This window comes from Micromonospora sp. WMMD961 (assembly GCF_029626145.1).
Taxonomy (GTDB): Bacteria; Actinomycetota; Actinomycetes; order Mycobacteriales; family Micromonosporaceae; genus Micromonospora.
In genome coordinates, this window is record NZ_JARUBJ010000002.1 from 5,481,274 (window position 1) to 5,499,971 (window position 18,698).

Annotated in this window: 18 protein-coding genes; 10 read left to right on the forward strand and 8 right to left on the reverse strand. The window is 71.8% G+C overall.

From position 1 onward, the window contains the following. Window positions 1-356: 356 nt before the first annotated feature. Complete coding sequence (locus O7614_RS24685; RefSeq protein WP_278140832.1) at window positions 357-743, reverse strand: hypothetical protein; 387 nt, start codon at window positions 741-743, stop codon at window positions 357-359. Next, window positions 719-1,027 carry a hypothetical protein gene (locus O7614_RS24690; RefSeq protein WP_278140833.1) on the reverse strand — a complete coding sequence of 103 codons (309 nt, stop codon included), beginning with the start codon at window positions 1,025-1,027 and terminating at the stop codon, window positions 719-721. Before O7614_RS24690 ends, O7614_RS24685 begins: the two co-directional genes overlap by 25 nt. Window positions 1,028-1,307: 280 nt before the next feature. On the opposite strand from O7614_RS24690, the gene O7614_RS24695 reads away from it, so the two are divergent. Next, window positions 1,308-2,150 (forward strand): DUF308 domain-containing protein, encoded by an 843-nt coding sequence (locus O7614_RS24695; RefSeq protein ID WP_278140834.1) that lies wholly within the window; start codon window positions 1,308-1,310, stop codon window positions 2,148-2,150. A gap of 158 nt (window positions 2,151-2,308) precedes the next feature. Next, the gene (locus tag O7614_RS24700; protein WP_278140835.1) at window positions 2,309-3,805 is read left to right on the forward strand and encodes a trehalose-6-phosphate synthase; all 1,497 of its coding nucleotides are present in this window, start codon (window positions 2,309-2,311) and stop codon (window positions 3,803-3,805) included. Window positions 3,806-3,822: 17 nt separating this feature from the next. Here the strand turns inward: O7614_RS24700 and O7614_RS24705 are convergent, their stop codons facing one another. From O7614_RS24705 to O7614_RS24730, 6 genes are all read right to left on the reverse strand, one after another. Continuing rightward, the gene (locus O7614_RS24705; RefSeq protein ID WP_278142368.1) at window positions 3,823-4,617 is read right to left on the reverse strand and encodes an alpha/beta fold hydrolase; all 795 of its coding nucleotides are present in this window, start codon (window positions 4,615-4,617) and stop codon (window positions 3,823-3,825) included. A gap of 55 nt (window positions 4,618-4,672) precedes the next feature. Then, window positions 4,673-6,079 carry an NAD(P)-binding domain-containing protein gene (locus O7614_RS24710; RefSeq protein WP_278140836.1) on the reverse strand — a complete coding sequence of 469 codons (1,407 nt, stop codon included), beginning with the start codon at window positions 6,077-6,079 and terminating at the stop codon, window positions 4,673-4,675. A gap of 115 nt (window positions 6,080-6,194) precedes the next feature. Continuing rightward, window positions 6,195-6,887: an endonuclease/exonuclease/phosphatase family protein gene (locus O7614_RS24715; RefSeq protein ID WP_278140837.1), complete on the reverse strand. Its 693-nt coding sequence runs from the start codon at window positions 6,885-6,887 to the stop codon at window positions 6,195-6,197. A 12-nt stretch (window positions 6,888-6,899) separates the two neighbouring features. Beyond that, the gene (locus O7614_RS24720) at window positions 6,900-7,847 is read right to left on the reverse strand and encodes an ROK family glucokinase (RefSeq protein ID WP_278140838.1); all 948 of its coding nucleotides are present in this window, start codon (window positions 7,845-7,847) and stop codon (window positions 6,900-6,902) included. 75 nt (window positions 7,848-7,922) lie between these two features. Then, complete coding sequence (locus tag O7614_RS24725) at window positions 7,923-8,627, reverse strand: hypothetical protein (protein ID WP_278140839.1); 705 nt, start codon at window positions 8,625-8,627, stop codon at window positions 7,923-7,925. Window positions 8,628-8,658: 31 nt separating this feature from the next. Continuing rightward, on the reverse strand, window positions 8,659-9,114 hold the full coding sequence (locus tag O7614_RS24730) for an SRPBCC family protein (protein WP_088988357.1): 456 nt from the start codon (window positions 9,112-9,114) through the stop codon (window positions 8,659-8,661). 172 nt (window positions 9,115-9,286) lie between these two features. On the opposite strand from O7614_RS24730, the gene O7614_RS24735 reads away from it, so the two are divergent. The 8 genes from O7614_RS24735 (at window position 9,287) to O7614_RS24770 (ending at window position 18,678) form a co-directional block, all read left to right on the forward strand. Continuing rightward, window positions 9,287-11,101 carry an AMP-dependent synthetase/ligase gene (locus tag O7614_RS24735; protein ID WP_278140840.1) on the forward strand — a complete coding sequence of 605 codons (1,815 nt, stop codon included), beginning with the start codon at window positions 9,287-9,289 and terminating at the stop codon, window positions 11,099-11,101. 14 nt (window positions 11,102-11,115) lie between these two features. Next, on the forward strand, window positions 11,116-12,807 hold the full coding sequence (locus O7614_RS24740; protein WP_278140841.1) for a GAF domain-containing sensor histidine kinase: 1,692 nt from the start codon (window positions 11,116-11,118) through the stop codon (window positions 12,805-12,807). Between the two features lie 7 nt (window positions 12,808-12,814). After that, window positions 12,815-13,483, forward strand: coding sequence for a response regulator transcription factor (locus O7614_RS24745; RefSeq protein ID WP_007072219.1), 669 nt, complete (start codon window positions 12,815-12,817; stop codon window positions 13,481-13,483). Window positions 13,484-13,671: 188 nt separating this feature from the next. Further along, window positions 13,672-14,481, forward strand: coding sequence for an SAM-dependent methyltransferase (locus O7614_RS24750; RefSeq protein WP_278140842.1), 810 nt, complete (start codon window positions 13,672-13,674; stop codon window positions 14,479-14,481). Between the two features lie 79 nt (window positions 14,482-14,560). After that, window positions 14,561-16,219, forward strand: a complete 1,659-nt coding sequence (locus O7614_RS24755; RefSeq protein ID WP_278142369.1) for a bifunctional diguanylate cyclase/phosphodiesterase — start codon at window positions 14,561-14,563, stop codon at window positions 16,217-16,219. 110 nt (window positions 16,220-16,329) lie between these two features. Continuing rightward, on the forward strand, window positions 16,330-16,914 hold the full coding sequence (locus O7614_RS24760) for a TetR/AcrR family transcriptional regulator (RefSeq protein WP_278140843.1): 585 nt from the start codon (window positions 16,330-16,332) through the stop codon (window positions 16,912-16,914). A 19-nt stretch (window positions 16,915-16,933) separates the two neighbouring features. Next, window positions 16,934-17,605 carry a lysophospholipid acyltransferase family protein gene (locus O7614_RS24765; protein ID WP_278140844.1) on the forward strand — a complete coding sequence of 224 codons (672 nt, stop codon included), beginning with the start codon at window positions 16,934-16,936 and terminating at the stop codon, window positions 17,603-17,605. Window positions 17,606-17,802: 197 nt separating this feature from the next. Beyond that, the gene (locus O7614_RS24770) at window positions 17,803-18,678 is read left to right on the forward strand and encodes an endonuclease/exonuclease/phosphatase family protein (protein WP_278142370.1); all 876 of its coding nucleotides are present in this window, start codon (window positions 17,803-17,805) and stop codon (window positions 18,676-18,678) included. Window positions 18,679-18,698: the final 20 nt, after the last annotated feature.

An 18,698-nucleotide genomic window follows, 5' to 3' on the forward strand; every position in this document is an offset into this window, starting at 1 on the left:
GGCGCAGCATAGGAACACCCGGATGCGTCGATCAATGCATTGACAAGGCGATGCGCGCGGCCTAAAACCGGTGATCGTTTGTGGACACACATCCGCGAAGGGCACCGATGCGCCGGAACGGATCGGTCGGATTCGTCGGACAGGTTCTCGTCACCGGGAGTGTGGTGCGATCAGCGGGCGGGCGGACCATCGAGTCGGCCAATGGGGCTCCCGCCTGCTGCTCGGGCTGACCCGATCGACTCAGGTGGATCGAGTTCGTAACGTTAGGTGACCGAGGCGGGCCGAAGGGCCCACCTGCACCTGACGCACGTCAGAGACGATGCGTGGCTCAGATCACATCACTTACGGGTTTGGGCTCACCACCAGACCGCGCTGGCCGCGGTCGCCAGGAGAGCGAGCACGTACTCCGGCGTCTGGGTCAGCAGCACCGCACGCCACAGCCGGTTCCGTGGATTCCACCAGCGCTCCGGCAGGTACCAGACCACCACCACCTTCACCGAGTGCACGGAAGCCATCCAGAAGGGGAAGAAGATCAACCAGTCACCGACGTCGAACGCCAGGTCCTTCACCCGCTCGCTGGCCAGGACGGACACCGGGATCAGGACCAGCGCGCCGACGGCGAACGCCACACCGAACAGGATGAACCAGGCCGCAGCCCGGGTGACGTGCCGTAGCCCGAGGTCGTCCAGATCGTCCCACCCCTTCGATGTGCAGCCGTCTATTCGCTCTGCCCCTTCCTCCACCGTAGGTACGCGCGGTACAGCTCCTCTTCCTGCCTCCGCTTGCGCCGGTGCAGCACCCGGGACACGACCAGGAGTACGGCGCCGCCGCCCAGCATCAGGTGACCGACGATCCGGTCGCCGGGCTGCACAGGGCCCACGCTGAGCAGGAACCCCAGGAAGGTCGAGCCCAGGCCCAGATAGAGCGCGATCCCGGGTGGCGTCTGCCGGTATTCGAGGTGGTGACGGTCCGCGAAGGTCTGGAACCGCTGTGGGACGTCAAGTTCCTCGTACTCACCATCAGCCACGCGTGTCTCTCCGTTCCGATGGCCAACAGTCCAGCAGGACGGCGCTCGGCGTGTCGAGCGCCGCCCGGGCACCGACGAGCACCGAGATCGCACTCGTCGCGCAAGAACGGACAAAGGACCCCCACCGCGACCTGCGGCAGCAGCCGTGACTTTGGAAGACGCGACACAACGCACTCCCGGAACCATGCCCTGACGTGTCACGATTCAGAGCACGGCGTGCCGTCGGGCGTCGAGGGGCAGGGGTGGCCGCGCCGGAAGGCGCGTTAAGGGGGATGTCCGGGTGTCAGCGGGTGGGGCCCGCCGGGGACGGCGGGACAACGGGCTCGACGCGAACGAGTACGCCGTCGTCGGCGACGTCGATCCGCGCGTCGGTGAGCACCTGCTCGACGTGCTGGCCGCCGGCGGGATCGCCGCCTACCTGCAGCCCTCCGCCGATCTCAACCCGGTCACCCGCACCACCACCGTTCCGGCCCGGCCGGTCGACCGGCTCTACGTCGACCGTTCGCATCTGACCACCGCACGGGACTATCTGACCCAGCTCGCCGACGAGACCACTCCGGAAAAGCCGCCGGCCCGCGACGAACCGGACATCGACGCCGAGTGGGCGCGGATCGTGGCCGGCTTCCACACCACCTCGTCGACCGACGAGCACCCGTGGCCGGCTTCGGAGAACGTCGACGAGCGGGACGAACCGACGGCTGGCCCGCTGGCCCGCTCCGGGGCAGACGAGCCTGGCCCGACCGCCACCGACGTCCGCCGGCTGCCCTCCGCGACCGACATCTCGGGGATCTCGGTCGGTCGCGGCGCTCGACCGGACGAGCCGTCGCTGCTGGATGGGCTGGACACGTTCGGCGCGGACCTGCCCGACGACGAGGACGACGAGGGTTACCACCCGCCCCCGCCGCCACCGTTGCCCCGGGTCAGCAAGTACGCGGTGGTCGGTGTGCTCGGCGTGGTCATCGGGTTCGTGCTCTTCCTCTTTCCGTGGCTGCTCCCGGTGGACAGGTCGGCGGTCACCCTGTTCGGGTTCACCGGCATCCTGGCCGGTTTCGTCACGCTGGTCTGGCGGCTGCGCCCCGGCGACGAGGACGAGGACGACCCGGACAACGGCGCCGTCGTCTGAGTTCGGCCCGCATCCCGGGACGGCAGCGCCCCGCCGGGGGCGTAACAGTGGTGTAACTTACTGTCAGTAGGAATACCGCTGTACGTCACTTCCCCCGCTGACTGACCGGTTTTCCCTTGCTCGTGGCGGTCAGTCCTCTGCTGATCGGAATGCCCGAGATGCGACAGAGTTCCCTCGTGGTGGTGGCCAACCGCCTTCCCATCGATGACAGTCAGGCCCCCGACGGGGCCTGCGAGTGGCGGCGCAGCCCGGGTGGGCTGGTCAGCGCGCTGCACCCGCTCCTGCGGCACACCCCGGCGACCTGGGTCGGCTGGGCCGGCGGCACCGGGCCCGCCCCCACGCTGCCGGACGTGGACGGCGTCCGGATGCACACCGTCGCGCTCAGCGCGGAAGACCTGCGCGACCACTACGAAGGGTTCGCCAACGCCACCCTGTGGCCGCTCTACCACGACTCGGTGGAGCAGCCGGAGCACCACCGCCGGTGGTGGGAGGCGTACCAGCGGGTCAACCAGCGTTTCGCCGAGGCGACCGCCCAGGTGGCCGAGCCGGGCGCGGTGGTCTGGGTGCAGGATTACCACCTGCAACTGGTCCCCGGCCAGCTCCGCGCGCTCCGCCCCGACCTGCGCATCGGGTTCTTCCTGCACGTGCCGTTCCCGCCACCGGAGCTGTTCATGCAGCTCCCCCGCCGGGCCGAACTGCTGCGCGGCATGCTCGGCGCCGACCTGGTCGGTTTCCAGCGCGCCCAGGCCGCGCACAACTTCGCCCAACTCGTGACCCGGGTGCTGGAGCTGCCGGCCACCGACCGGCGGATCGGCATCGACGACCGGGTCGTCCGCATCGGCGCGTTCCCGGTCTCGATCGACACCGCCGAGATGGGCGCGCTCGCCGCCCGCCCGGACGTGGCCGCCCGCGCCCGCCGGCTCCGGCAGGACCTCGGCGATCCCCGGCAGGTCATCCTCAGCGTGGACCGGATGGACTACACCAAGGGCATCGAGCAGCGCCTCAAGGCGTACAGCGAACTACTCGCCACCGGTGACGTCAAGGTCCGCGACACCGTGCTGGTGCAGGTCGCCATGCCGAGCCGGGAACGCGTCGGCCAGTACCAGATCCTGCGTGAGCGCATCGAGCGCGAGGTGGGCCGGATCAACGGCGAGTTCGGCCGGGTCGGCGAGCCGGCGATCCACTACCTCACCCAGCCCTTCGACCGGGCCGAGCTGGCAGCCCTCTACCGGGTCGCCGACGTGATGGCGGTGACCCCGCTGCGCGACGGCATGAACCTGGTCGCCAAGGAGTACGTCGCCGCCCGCGTGGACGACAACGGCGCGCTGCTGCTCAGCGAGTTCGCCGGCACCGCCGCCGAGTTGTCCCAGGCGTACCTGGTCAACCCGCACGACCTGGAAGGGCTCAAGCAGGGCCTGCGCGCGGCGCTGCGGGCCAGCCCGGAGGACGTCACCCAGCGGATGCGGGCCATGCGCGCCCACCTGCACCAGCACGACATCCGGGCCTGGGCCCGCTCGTACCTGCGCGCGCTGGACGAGGGCGGCGCTCTGGTCAGCCGCCTGTCCAGCACCGACGGCAACCCGGAGGGTGGCGCGCGGGTGCCGCTACCCGCCAGCCCCGCCGGCAGCCCGGTGGACCACCGGGCCAGCGGCTGACCGCCGGCCCGATGGCCTCAGTGCGCCGCGGGCTCCTTCTCCAACCAGTCCAGGATCGCGTCGATCGGCTCCGCCCACCGCGCGTCCAGCATCAGATCGTGGCCCATGCCGGGGAAGAGCAGCGGGGCCGAACCGTACCGGCGGGCCACCCGGGTCAACGTCGACGCCGGCACCACCCGGTCGTCGGGGCTGCCCAACACCAGCACCGGCGGCGCGCCCACGGCCGGCTCCGCCTCCGGCTGCCCCAGCAGCGCCCACTGCGCTCGACGGCTGGCCCGACCGAGCCGCCCGACGTGCCGGCGGGCCTCCTCGTCGGGCAGCTCGCGGCTGAACAGCTGCCCACGGTTGAGCCGCAACGGCCCGCCGAACACCGCCGGCACCGTGCCCGCAGGGTTACGACGCAGCGCCGCACCCAGCACTCCCCAACCGCCGAAGACGGGCGCCACCAGCACCGCGCCCCGCGCCGGGTAGCGGGCCAACGCGTGCGCCACCACCAACGCCCCGGCGCCGTGCCCCACCAGCACCGTCTGCCGTGGCAGGCTCGCGGCCACCTGGACCACATCATGGGTGTACGCCCGCAGCGTCGCCTCCGGCGCCGGCTCGCTGGCCCCGTGCCCCCGCAGGCTCACCGCGTACGCCGGGAAGCCCCGCGACGCGGCGTGACCCAGCCAGTGCTCGGCGAACGCCCACGCACCGTGCCCGAACCCGGGTACGAAGAGCAGCGGTGGACGCCCCTCCTCGTGCTCGGGAAGGGCGCTGAGCACCTCCCGCCGAACCGGCCGGACCGGACGTGACCACTCCCGGCCCCGCATGATCCGCAGCTCGGTCACTGCTCCGCCTCTCGCTCGCGACTGCGCGGCCGGCCGCTCACTTGCCCTCCAGGTCGACTAGGGCGCGCTGGACGGCGCGCAGGTAGTCGGCGTGACCGACCTCGAACCAGTGCCGGCTGCTCTCCTTGACCTGCCCGGAGTAGCGCTCCCCGGCCCGTTCCCGCACCCGCTGGGCGAACGCCGCGGCCCGCTGCGGCCGGTCCCGGCGGGCCTGGAGCACCCGGGCGAAGAGCACCGTCTGCCAGTGCGACAGGGTGAACAACCCGGAATCCGGCTGCACCAGGCCGGCGACCGCGAGCGTCGGGTGGCCCGGCGTGAACGCGTTGAGCCACAGGGTGGGGCGACCCGCCCCCGCGCTGTCGGAGAACACCGAGGCGTCGAGGAACTCGAAGCGCGGCAGGTAGCCGGTGGCGAAGATGACCACCTCCGGGTCGATCTCGCGGCCGTCGGCCAACTCCACGGCGTACGGGTGGAAGCGGGCGATGTCCGGCACCGGACCGATCCCGCCGTGGCCCACGTAGTAGACGAGCTGGCTGTTGGCGATCGGGTGCGTCTCGTACACCCGGTGGTCCGGTTTGGGCAGGCCGAAGCGGGTCAGGTCGCCGACGGTCAGCCGCATCGTCCAGTGGTAGAGCCACTGCCGAACCCGCAGTGGCACCCGCAGTGCCAGCAGGCTGTCGTTCACCTGGTCGGCGGGTCGACCCAGCACGAACTTCGGCGCGTACCAGTAGCCGCGCCGGGTGGAGTGCCAGCAGCGTGAGGCCTGCTGGGCGGCCTCGACGGCGATGTCGCACCCGGTGTTGCCGGCACCGACCACCAGCACCCGCTTGCCGCGCAGCTGCGCCGGGTCCTTGTAGGACGACGCGTGCATGATCTCGCCCCGGAACTCCTCCAGCCCTTCGTAGCGGGGCAGCTTCGGCGACCAGTTGTGCCCGTTGGCGATCACCACGGCGGCGTACCGGGAGGTGCGCTCCGGGCCGTACCCGCCGGTGGAGCGGGTGGTCACGTCCCACCGCTCCCCCGGGGCGGGTTCGACCCGGACCACCTCGGTGCCGAACCAGATGTGCGAGCGCAGGTCGAAGTGGTCGGCGTACCGCTCGAAGTAGGACAGCAGCTGACTGTGGTGCGGGTAGTCCGGCCAGGAGTCCGGCATCGGGAAGTCCGGGAACTGGGTGAACGGCTTCGACGAGATCAGGTGGGTGCTGGCGTACACCGGACTGCGGTCGTGCCGCCAGTTCCAGGCGCCGCCGACGCCTGTCTCCCGCTCGTAACAGTCGACGCCGAAGCCGTGTTCGCGCAGGTTCTTGATGGCCGTCAGACCGCTGGCGCCGGCCCCGATGACGCAGACCGTGTCGCCCCGGTCGGAGAGCGGGCGACCGTCGCTGTTCAGCGCGGACGGGGTCGCCTCCGGATCGGGCCGGCCGCGGTCGGTGGAGGTGGACACCGAAACATCTCCTTTTGGTACGGCAGGCGTGCCGGTCGCCGCGAAATCCTCTCCACAACGAAGCCGGATGTCCAGTCCTACCGCGCGGAGATCGACGGTCGAGCCGACGCCGGGGTCAGTCGGTGCCGGGCAGCAGCAGGTCGACCAGGACCGGGAAGTGGTCGCTGGCGCGCCGGGTCTGCGGGGTGTCCACCACGTCGTAGTCGACCACGGTGATCCGCGGGTCGACGAAGAGCGCGTCGATGCGCCGGCGCGGTTCGTGACAGGAGTAGGTGAGCCGGTCCTCCCGGTCGGCCGCCACCGCGGCGTCGGTCAACCCGCGTGACACGGTCGCCCAGGCCGACCCGTCCGGACCCTCGTTGAGGTCCGCCCCGGCCAGCACCGGGCTGGTCGCCGCGTCCAAGCCCCGCTTGAACTCGGCGGCCTGGGCCGGTCGCTCGGCGGGATCGGTGGACAGGTGCGAGCCGGCGAGGGTGAACCGGGCGCCGGCCACCCGGCAGTCGGCGTACGCGGCGCCGCGCAGGTGCCGGCCGGGGGTGAGCGGGAAGCGCTGACACCGGGTGTTCCCCACCTGGACCCGCAGGTTGGTCAACAGCAGGTTGCCCAGCGCCGGTAGCCCGCCGGCGGCCACCACCAGGCCGAACGACTCGGCCAACGTGGCGGACTTCTGCCGCCACCGGAACCGGCGCGGCCCCTCCTGCACGATCACCACGTCCGGCCTCGCCGCGCGGACCACCGCTGCCAGCGCGGCGGTGTCGTCGCGCTGGCTGTGGATGTTGTACGACACCACCCGCAGCGGTACGCCCATCGGTGGACCGCCTCAGATCCGGCGGGCCAGGTCGGCGGCGCCGATGACGCCCGCGCTGTTGCCCAGCTCCGCCGGGAGCACCTCGGCCACCGGCAGGCGACCACGCTGGGCGAGCGCGTCGACGTACGAGCGGCGCGTCGGGCCGAGCAGCAGGTCACCGGCGTCGATCACACCGCCGCCGACCACCAGGGTCTGCGGGTCGAGGATCTGCGCCATGTCGGCGAGGCTGGTGCCCAGCCACCGGCCGATCTGCGCGAACGCCTCGGCGGAGATCGGGTCGCCGCCCTGCGCGGCGGCGGTCACCATCGGACCGGTGATCGCCTCGGCCTCACCGCCGGCCAGCTCCAGCAGCGCGGTGGCCCGGTTGGGCTCCTGCCGGGCACCGGCACGGGCGAAGCGGACGAGGGCGCTGCCGCTGGCGTACTGCTCGATGCAACCCAGCCGGCCGCAGCCGCACTGGTGTCCGTCGGGAACGGCCAGCATGTGGCCCAGTTCGGCGGCGATGCCGTGCGCGCCCCGCATCAGCTCACCGCCGAGGACGATCCCGCCGCCCACACCGGTGCCGATGGTGAACATGATCATGGAGTCGTCGGCGGCGCGGGCCGCGCCGTACCGGAACTCGGCCCAGGCGGCCACGTTCCCGTCGTTCTCCACGATCACGGGAAGCCCGATGGCCTTGCCGACGTACTCGCGCAGCGGTTCGTCGCGCCAGGCCAGGTTGGGGGCGAAGAGCACGGTCGACCGACTGGCGTCGATCCAGCCGGCCGCGCCGATGCCGACGGCCTCGATCGTCCGGCCGGCGGCCAGCTCTCCGACCAGCTCGATGATGACGTCGCGGGTCTTGCCGACGTCATCGGCGGGAGTGTCCCGTCGGGTCTGCACGAGGACCGTGCCGGTCTCGTCCACGACACCGCCGGCCACCTTCGTGCCACCGACGTCGACTCCGATGGTCAGCGTCACCGCTGCCGCCCCCCTCTGCTGCTGTCCGGCCCGCGCCCCGGCGGCGTGCCGGTCCGGGTCGGGATGTCCCGCGCCTCAGGCGCCGTCGCCCGATGCTTCCGCGTCGGAGTGGTCGGGCGCCCGCGAGGCGGGCACCACGGGACGGTTGGTCGGTGCCGGTACGGTCGCCGACCCGGCCTCGTCGACGGGTGGTGCGGCGGCCGGGGCGAGAGGATCCGCCGTCCGGGTGGCGACCGACCAGACATCCCGTTCCGGCGCCGGCTGAGAATCATGCCCGGTGCGGGTGGCATCGCGCCACACGTGCTCGTCGGCGGCTGCGGTGGACGGCTCGTGCCCGGCTGGCTCCGGCAGCACGTCGTCGGTGCTCACGGCGGGTTCCGGCGCTGTCCGGCTACGTGGTTCGGCGGCCGGCCCGGAGGGGCTCGTCGTGGGCGAATCCGCTGGGGAGAACGCGCGGAGCAGGCTGGCGACACCCGCCGCGAGGTCACCGGCGCCGGTCGCGAGACGTTCGGCGAATTCCGGACTCGGGTCTCGCAACGCGGCGATGCCCCGACAGACCGGGCAGACGCAGCATTCGGGCGATCCGGTGGCGAAAGCACCACCGGGGCCGGGACGCCCGTCCGGACCGGCGCTGTGACCGAGGACACCGGCCAGCACCCCGCCCAGCGAGCCGAACCCGCCGCCCGCCGAGCCTGCGGACGCCAGTCGCACCCCCGCGAGCAGGGTGGCGACCAACCGTTCCGCCTCTTCCCGGGCCGAACCCGGATCCGTTCCGCCCACCCTCGGCTCCTCTACCGTGCCACCGGACACGTCACTGCGCCGCACCGGTTGCTTCTACCCGGCGCTTGAGCTGCTTCAACGCGGTATCCATGATCATCTTCTCGGCTTTGCGCCGAAACATCCCGAGCATCCCCACCGACAGGTCGACCTCCAACGTGTAGGTCACCGTGGTGCTGCCGTCCGGGTTGCCCACCAGGTCGTACGAACCGCGCTGGCTCTTCTGCATCTTCGAGGGGGCGACCAGGTGCCACTCGATCCGGGACAGGTCCTCGGCGTACTCGTAGGCGAGCACGTACTCGTCGGCCATCACCCCGGCGTCGATGGTGAAGCGCACCTGGCTGGCGTAGCCGTCCTCGTACTCCTCGACGACCTCGGCGCGGCGCACCGCGTCGGTCCACTCGGGGTAGCGCGCGAAGTCGCAGATGACCGCCGTCACCCGTTCCGGTGCGGCGCCGATGATGATCGACTGGGTGGAGGAGTCCGCCATGGGGGGGAGGCTACCCGGCGCGTACCGCCAGCACGCCGCGCCGCCCCCGGCGACCAGCGGGCCCGGACACGCTGGCCGTTAACAGGGTGCCCTAGCTCACCGGGTAGGTTTCGACACAGCCGACGCCCACCGTGGCGTCCGGCCCGGCCAGTGCGAGCACGAAGGAGTGCAGGTGCGCGAGTTCTCCGTCCCGCCGATCGTCACCGTTGGCGACTCGGCCAACCTCACCGATCCGGTCTGGGACAACGCCGAGGTCGCGCCCGACGCCGTCCAGTTCGCCCGCCCCGTCCCGGGCGCCGACGGCTCCGTCACCACCTGGACCGAGGTGACCTGCCTCCAGTTCCGCGACGAGGTGGCCGCCGTGGCCCGCGGGCTGGTCGCCGCCGGCATCGAGCCGGGCGTCCGGGTCGGCCTGATGAGCCGCACCCGCTACGAGTGGACGCTGCTGGACTACGCCATCTGGGCCGTCGGCGCGGTCACCGTGCCGATCTACGAGACGTCCAGCGCCGAACAGGCCGCCTGGATCCTCGAGGATTCCAACGCGGTAGGCGTCCTCGTGGAGACGGAGGCGCACGCCGCCCTGGTCGCCGGTGTCCGGCACCGACTGCCCGAGCTCGACCACGTCTGGCAGATCGACGGCGGCGCGGTCGACGAGCTGGTCGCGACCGGCGCCGAGGTCGAGCTGGCCGAGGTGGAGCGGCGACGCAGGGCCGTCCGCGCCGGCGACCTGGCCACGATCATCTACACCAGCGGCACCACCGGCCGACCCAAGGGCTGTGTGCTCACCCACCGCAACATGTACGCCGACATCGCCAACGCGGTGCCGGTGCTGCCGAACCTCTTCAACGCCGGCGCGACCACCCTGCTGTTCCTCCCCCTGGCGCATGCCTTCGCCCGGCTGATCCAGATCGGCGTCGTGCAGGCGCGCGCCACCATGGCCCACTGCGCCGACACCAAGAACCTGGTCGCCGAGCTGCAGGCGTTCCGGCCGACCTTCGTGCTCTCCGTACCCCGGGTGTTCGAGAAGGTCTACAACGCGGCCAAGCAGAAGGCCGAGGCGGACGGCAAGGGCGGCATCTTCGCCCGCGCGGAGCAGGTCGCCATCGCGTACAGCGAGGCCCTGGAGACCCCGGGCGGACCTGGCCTGGCGCTGCGCGCCCAGCACGTGGTCTTCGACCGGTTGGTCTACCGCAAGCTGCGCGCCGCGCTCGGCGGGCGGTGCCGGGACGCGATCTCCGGCGGCGCGCCGCTCGGCGCGCGGCTCGGGCACTTCTTCCGCGGTATCGGCGTGACGGTCCTGGAGGGCTACGGCCTCACCGAGACCTCGCCCGCCGCCGCGGCGAACCTCCCCACCGGCACCCGGATCGGCACCGTCGGTCGCCCGCTGCCCGGAGTGACCGTCCGCATCGAGGACGACGGCGAGATCCTGATCTCCGGCGAGCTGGTCTTCCAGGGTTACTGGCGCAACGAGACGGCGACCGCCGAGACGATCAGCGCCGACGGCTGGTTCCGCACCGGTGACCTGGGCAACCTCGACTCGGACGGCTACCTGAGCATCACCGGCCGCAAGAAGGAGCTGATCGTCACCGCCGGCGGCAAGAACGTCGCCCCGGCGGTGCTGGAGGACCTGGTCCGGGCGCACCCGTTGATCAGCCAGTGTGTCGTGGTCGGTGACGGCAAACCGTTCATCGCGGCACTCGTCACGGTCGACGAGGAGGCGCTGCCGACCTGGCTGGAGGGCACCGGCCTGCCCGCCGACACCTCCGTCGAGCAACTGCGTGAGCACGAGGGCCTGCGCAGCGAGATCCAGGCCGCGATCGACACCGCGAACCAGGCCGTCTCCAAGGCCGAGGCGATCAAGGTGTTCCGGGTCCTGCCCCACGACTTCACCGAGGCGACCGGCGAGTTGACCCCGTCGCTCAAGGTCAAGCGCCAGGTTGTCCACAAGACGTACGCGGCGGAGATCGCCGATATCTACCGAGGCTGACTACCATCCGTCACGTGCCCGCATCCACAGCCACCGCACCACACCCGCATCCCCTCGCCGCGGCCGCTCGCCTGGTGATGCTGGCGCTGATCGCCGTCCTGACCCTGTTCGCCACCCGCGACGTCGCCCAGCTGTGGTGGATCGCCTTGCTGGCGGTGGCCGGGCTGCCGTCCCTGCTGGCCCCCCAGCACCGGCTGATCGCGCCGCTGAGCAGGGTGGCGGAGGTGGTGGTGCTGGGTCTGGCCGCGAGCCACGTGGCGGCGGTCGCGTCGATCGGCGGCACGGTCGGCGGGCTCGGCGCCTCGGCGATACTGCCCTACCTGGCGGTCCCGGTGACCGTCACCGCGCTGCGCCGACGCTTTCGTGAGGGCACCGCCCTGCTCGCGGTCACCGCCGCCACTCTGCTGGCCAGCGGCGCCCTGACCCGGGTCGGCGGAGGAATCCAGCTCGGCCAGCCGGGTTACCTCGCGGTCTGCGCGCAGTGGCTGATCCTGGCGGCGCTCGGGCTCTACGCCGCCGGCACCCTGCACCGGGTGATGGCGGTCCGCGGCGAGGGCAAACCCCAGCCGTACGCCGAGGCCACCCGACTGCTGACCCAGCTGCGGACGGTGGCCCGGCAGTTGCCCGGCGCCACCCTCGACCCGGGAGGCATCTCCGAGCACCTGCTGGAGGAGTTGCGCACGGTGGCCCAGGCCGACCGGGGCGCGGTGCTGTCGGCCAGTGGCGGCGGCCGGCTCGTGGTGCTCGCCCAGGCCGGCGTCGACCGGGTGGACTGGGAGACGACGTTGGACGCGGACTCGGCGATCGCCGACGCCTGGGCCAGCCAGCAGGCCACGACGGCCGCGCGGTCACAGTCGCGCTCGCACCGTGGCGGTGACGTGTCCGCGCTGATCGTCCCGCTGGTCGCCGGGGTACGCACGGTGGGACTGGTGGTGCTGGAGGCGGACGCCGCGCAGGCGTACCCGCCGCCGGTGGTGTCCCGGGTGACCGCGCTGACCCGCCCGGCCGCGCTGCGGCTGGAGGCGGCGCTGCTGTTCGACGAGGTCCGTTCGCTGGCCACCAACGAGGAGCGGCAGCGGCTGGCCCGGGAGATCCACGACGGGGTGGCACAGGAGTTGGTGATGGTCGGCTACGGCATCGACAACGCCATGGCCACCGTCTTCGACGACGCGGACGAGACCGCCGAGGCCCTGCGTACGCTGCGCGCCGAGGTGACCCGGGTGATCCAGGAGCTGCGGTTGAGCCTCTTCGAGCTGCGCAGCGAGGTGGACCGGCAGGGTGGGCTGGCCGCGGCGATCGCCGAGTACGCCCGCACCGTGGGCGCGTCCGGCGGGTTGCGGGTGCACCTCTCGTTGGACGAGTCCACCGCTCGGCTGCCGGCGGCCACCGAGGCCGAGTTGCTGCGCATCGCGCAGGAGGCGGTGACCAACGCGCGCAAGCACGCCGGAGCCTCGAATTTGTGGGTCACGTGTGAGGTCGACCCCCCGTATGCACAAATAGAAGTGTCGGATGACGGTCAGGGGATGGCTGACCAGCGCCCCGACGGACGGTACGGTCTTGCGATCATGGCCGAGAGGGCGGAACGTATCCGGGGCCGGTTGGAGATCAGGCCGCGGCAACCGAGCGGCACGACCGTGGCGGTGGTTCTCGGTTCCTCGTCCCGGCGCGACAACGTGCGCGACAGCGCAGCACCAGAAGGGGAGTAACCCGAGGATGACCACAAGTCCGACACCGGCCACCCGCACCAAGGTCCTCCTTGTCGACGATCACGACCTGATTCGCAAGGGCCTGCGGCACGCCTTCGAGCGCGACCGCCAGTTCGAGGTCGTCGGTGAGGCGGCCACGGCGGCCGAGGGTGTACGCCAGGCCGGCGCCCTGCAGCCGGACGTGGTGATCATGGATCTGCGGCTGCCCGACGGCAGCGGCCTGGAGGCCACCCGCGCGCTGCGCAAGTCCAGCGCGTCGATGGGCATCGTGGTGCTGACCATGTACGCCGGCGACGACCAGCTCTTCGGCGCCCTGGAGGCCGGTGCGAGCGCCTTCGTGCCGAAGACCGCCCCGGCCGACGAGGTGGTGGCCGCCGCGCGGCACGCCGCCTCGTCCCCCAGCGCGTTCACCGCCGCCGACCTGGCCGAGGCGATGAAGCGTCGGCTCGCCCCGTCCGGCCCGCAGTTGTCGCCCCGGGAGGGGCAGGTGCTGCGGTTGCTCGCTGACGGGATGAGCGTGGCGGGCATCGCCAAGCAGCTGTTCGTCAGCGAGTCCACGGCCAAGACGCACATCTCGAAGCTCTACGAGAAGCTCGGCGCGGCCAACCGGGCTCAGGCCCTGATGACCGCGCTCCGACTCGGCCTGCTCGAGGCACCGGACGCGCCCAAGTTCTGACCTGTCCCCGCTCGTCGAGCGGGACGTCGCGGCCGATGGTCCGCGCCAGCTTCGGCCCGGCGCGGACCGTCGCGCATCGACCGACGTCGGCGGGCAACCTCCGGCGCGCTATGGTCTGGCGTGCCTGGCGGGTGCACAATACCCGCGCGGGCGACGACGCCCACGTCGAGGACTCGAGGGGTTGACGCATGCAGCGGCCGGACTGGGCACCCGACACCATCGACATCGAGCGCCCGAGCGTCGCGCGGATGTACGACTACTACCTCGGTGGTTCGCACAACTTCGCCGCCGACCGGGCCGCGGCGCAGGCGATGGTCGCGGCGGTGCCCGAGGCACCGCTGATGGCACAGGCCAACCGGGCGTTCCTGCGCCGGGCCGTGCACCACCTCGCCGAGGCCGGGATCCGGCAGTTCCTGGACATCGGTTCGGGCATCCCGACCGTCGGCAACGTGCACGAGATCGCCCAGCGGCTCGACCCGCAGTCGCGGGTGGTCTACGTGGACGTCGACCCGGTGGCGGTGGCGCACAGCCGCGAGATCCTCGCCGGCAACGAACGGGCGGTGGTCGTGCAGGAGGACCTGCGGCGCCCGGAGGCGATCCTGGCCCACCCGGACGTCCGCAAGCTGCTCGACCTGAGCCAACCGGTGGCCGTGATGGTCGTGGCCGTCCTGCACTTCGTCTCCGACGACGACCGGCCGGCGGAGCTGCTGCGGACGCTACGGGACGCGTTGGCGCCCGGCAGCTACCTGGTGCTGTCGCAGGCCAGCGACGACGGGCGCAGCGACGACGAACGCGCCGAGGCCGAGCGGGTCTACCGGCGCACCGACAGCCCGCTGTGGGTGCGCAGCCGCGCCGAGCTGACCGCGCTCTTCGACGGGTTCGAGCTGCTCGATCCCGGCGTGGTCTGGGTGCCCGAGTGGCGACCGGACACCCCGGAGAGCGCGGAGGACGCCGAGCGCGCGGTCTTCATGGGCGGCGTCGGGCGGCTCGGTGGCTGAGCCGCCCGCGGTGACCTCCCACCCGGGCACGTTCGCTCGTGCCTGGGCGAAGGCGGTCTCCGGGACCAGCTACCTGCCGATGACGCAGGCCCAGCTGGAAACCCTCCTGGACCGGCTCACCGGGCAACTGGCCGGCGCGTTGCTGACCGAGCCGTTCGACCTGCGTGCCGGGCACCGGGTCGGTGCCGAGTTGGTCGCCGCGCACATCGCCTCGGCGGAGGGTCTCGGCCGTACCGTCGAGGTCATCCAGCTCCGCCTGGTGCGCGACCTGGGTCTGGTGGCCGAGGACGTCGAGGACCGGATGGCCCGGCTGCTCGCCGCCGTGGCGACCGGCTACGCCCGCGCGCTGCGCGACCGGACGCTCGACGAGCAGGAGTCCATCCGCCGGGCCGCGATGAGGGCCCGTACGCAGGCCGAGAGGGCGCTGCGGGCAAGCGAGGCCCGGTTCCGCCACCAGGCCACCCACGACCCGCTCACCGGCCTGCCCAACCGGACGCTGTTCACCGAGCGGCTCGCCGCCGCGCTGAACGAGCCGGGTCGGGGAGCGCAACGCGTCGGGGTGTGCTTCCTGGACCTGGACCGCTTCAAGGTCGTGAACGACACCCTGGGGCACCAGGTGGGCGACCAACTGCTGGTCACGGTGGCCGAACGGTTGTCCAAGGCCATGGGTGAGGACCTGGTGGCCCGCCTCGGCGGGGACGAGTTCGTGATCCTGGTGGAGCGCAGCGGCGGCACCGACGCGATGGTGACGGTGGCCGAGACCGCGCTGGCCGCGATCCGGACACCGGCCCTGGTCGACGGGCACGACCTGCAGATCTCGGCGAGCATCGGCATCGTCGAGCGTCAGGTCGCCGGGGCCAACCCCAGTGACCTGATGCGGGCCGCCGACAGCACCCTGCACTGGGCGAAGGCCGCCGGTGGGGCACGTTGGGCGCTCTACGACGCCGAGCGCAACCAACGTGAACTGGCCCGCTACGCGCTCTCCGCCGCCATCCCGGCCGCCCTGGAGCGGGGCGAGTTCTACCTCGACTACCAGCCGCTGACCTCACTGCGCGACGGCAGCCTGATCGGCGTCGAGGCGCTGGTCCGCTGGCGTCACCCGGAGCTGGGGGTGCTGCGGCCGGACAGCTTCATCGGGTTGGCCGAGGAGACCGGCCTGATCGTGCAGCTCGGCGGGTGGGTGCTGGCCGAGGCGTGCCGCGAGGCGGAGGCCTGGTCGGCCGGTGGCGCGACGGCACCGTTCGTCAGCGTCAACCTGGCGGTGCGCCAGGTGCACCGGCCCGGCCTGGTGCAGGAGGTCCGCGCTCTGCTGCGGCAGACCGGCCTGCCACCGGAGCGGCTGCAACTGGAGATCACCGAGAGCACGATGATGAGCACCGCGAAGGAGCCGGTGCGCGCCCTGCGGGTGCTGGCCGACCTCGGGGTACGGATCGCCATCGACGACTTCGGCACCGGCTACAGCAACCTGGCGTACCTGCGGGACCTGCCGGTGACCGAACTGAAGGTGGCCGGGGAGTTCGTGGCCGGACTGCGGTCGCCGTCGGTCGGGCGTACCGACGAGCGGATCCTCGCCTCCCTGGTCTCGCTGGCGCACGCGCTGGACCTGACGGTCACCGCCGAGGGGGTGGAGACCGCCGGGCAGGCCGAACGGTTGCGAGCCATCGGCTGCGACGCCGCCCAGGGCTGGCACTTCGGCCGCCCGGCCCCTGCCGACCGCATCCTCGCCCGCATCCGCTGACCCGTCCGGGCCCGCGCTGGGCTGGCCGCCCGCGCTGGCCGGCCACCGCTCCGGGTTGGTCATCACGGGCGGCGTAGACAGCGTCTACGGCCAACTGGTAGACAGTGTCTATGGACGTGGACGAGACCGGGTTGCGGGCGCGACTGGTGGCCGTCGGAGTGGACCTGGTGCTGCGCGAGGGCCAGTCGGCGGTGTCGCTGCGGGAGATCGCCCGCCGGGCCGGCGTCTCGCACGGCGCGCCGCGCCGCTACTTCCCGACCCACGTCGACCTGCTCTCCGCCATCGCCCGCGAGGGCTTCGCGGATCTCACCGCCCGCGTCGAGAAGACGATGCGCGACGTCGACCCGGACCCGCGTACCCGCCTGACCGCGCTGGCCCGGACGTACCTGGACTTCGCGGCGGCCCATCGCGGCATGTTCGAGTTGATGTTCCGCCACGACCTGCTGGACAGTGGCCGGCTACGGCTGCGGGAGACGAGCCTCCCGCTGTTCGCCGTGCTGGCCGACCTGGTGGCCCAGGTACGCCGACCGACCGACGCGCCCGCGCCGGTGCTCGCCGGCGCGCTCTGGGCCAACCTGCACGGCATCGCCCAGCTCTGGGCCTGGGGCAGCCTGCCGCTGGCCACCGGCGCCACCGACGACGACGCCCTGGTACGCGCCACGCTCGACGCCCACCTCGGCCCGACCCCCGCCTGACCCCGACCCCGGAGGACACGTGCCCCTGCTGTACGACCTCACCAAGCTGACCGTCGGCACCGCGCTGCGGCTCGGCTGGCGGCCCCACGTGGAAGGGCTGGAGCACCTGCCCCGGCACGGAGGCGCGATCCTCGCCAGCAATCACCTCTCCGTTGCCGACGAGCTGTTCCTCGTCACCGCGACACCCCGCCACGTGACCTTCTGGGCCAAGGCCGAGTACTTCACCGGTCGCGGTCCGGGCGGCTGGCTCAACCGGCAGATTGTCGCCGGCATGGGCGCCATCCGGGTCGACCGCGCCGACGGGCGGGCCGCCCTGCGCGCCCTCGACGCCGCCGTACCGGTGCTGCGCTCCGGCGGCCTGGTCGCCGTCTACCCGGAGGGCACCCGCTCCCCCGACGGGCGGCTCTACCGGGGCCGGGTCGGGATGACCCGACTGGCCCGCGACGCCGAGGTGCCCATCATCCCGGTCGGCGTGCTCGGCACCGCCGAGGTGCTGCCGGTCGACGCGCGACTGCCCCGCCGCCACCCGGTCACGCTGCGGTTCGGCCCGCCCATCCCGGTCGCCGATCGGATCACCGGGCCCCGCGACATCAGGACGATCACCGACGAGGTGATGGCCGCGATCCAGAAGCTGACCGGCCAGGAGTACGTGCCGAGCTACGCCCTCAGGCGGGAGGACCCGGCCGCCTGAGCCGGGCTCGGTTGACGCATCTGATCGTGTCCGGCGGAACACGGATTGGGACCCGATACGCAAGTTTCCCGGTTCCGAGTGGACGGGTCCATGCAGGACTCGGGAAGACGTTAACATTCGTCCAACGCCAATCAACGGGGGTGAATGTGCGTATCTTGAAGAGCGCCCTGGTGGCCGCGACCGTCCTCACTGTCCTCTTGGCGAGTGCCGGTGTCAGCTCGGCAGCCGCCAACGTCAGCTACAACGTCTGGACCTGGAACGTGGCGGGTTGGACGATGCACCGCGGTTCCACCAGCAACGGTTTGATCAACGTGATCTCCAATTCCATCCGGAACCGCTCGACGCATCTCGCCGCGCTCAATGAGCTGTGCTGGGGGCAGTACAAGGCGATCCAGGCGAATCTCCGCGCGTCCGGCTGGGGCGACGACGAGGAGAACTACTCGCGATTCGAGAGCACCAACGACACCGGCTGCGGTGGAGAGGAGTCCGGCATCGCCCTCTTCAGCAAGGCACCGATGGGCACGGCCAACCGCATCGCCCTGCCGGACGACGGCCGCGTCGAGAAGCGGAAGCTGTTGTGCGCCCCGCTTGAGGCCCGACCACACCTCCGGTTCTGCACGACCCATATCACCACGTCGAGCGAGACCATCGGGGGCAGCCCGATCAATCAGCAGCAACTAGACGCCGTCCGCGCTCACGTGGATGCGTTCAATGCTGCCGGCGACACCGTGATCATCGCCGGCGACTTCAATGCCCAGCCCAGCTACAACCGTCTGGACAAGTGGTATTCGTCATCCGTCAATACGGCGAACAACCCCAACAACAGCGGCAGCCACCGCGAGCTTGACGATCGCGATTCGCGTTGCGTGGGCTACGGCGAGAACACCCAGGACGACGGGACCCCGGCCGGTCCGTGCGGGCCCGGCAAGAAGATCGATTTGATCTTCGTACGGGAGGACAAGATTGTGGGCGCCTACGACGGCGACTCGCTGAGCATTTCCACCAGCTGCGGCGGCGCATGTTCCGATCATCGGATCGTCATCGGAACGGTAACCGTGACCGTCGCCGGCTGATCCATCCGATCGCGGGCGAG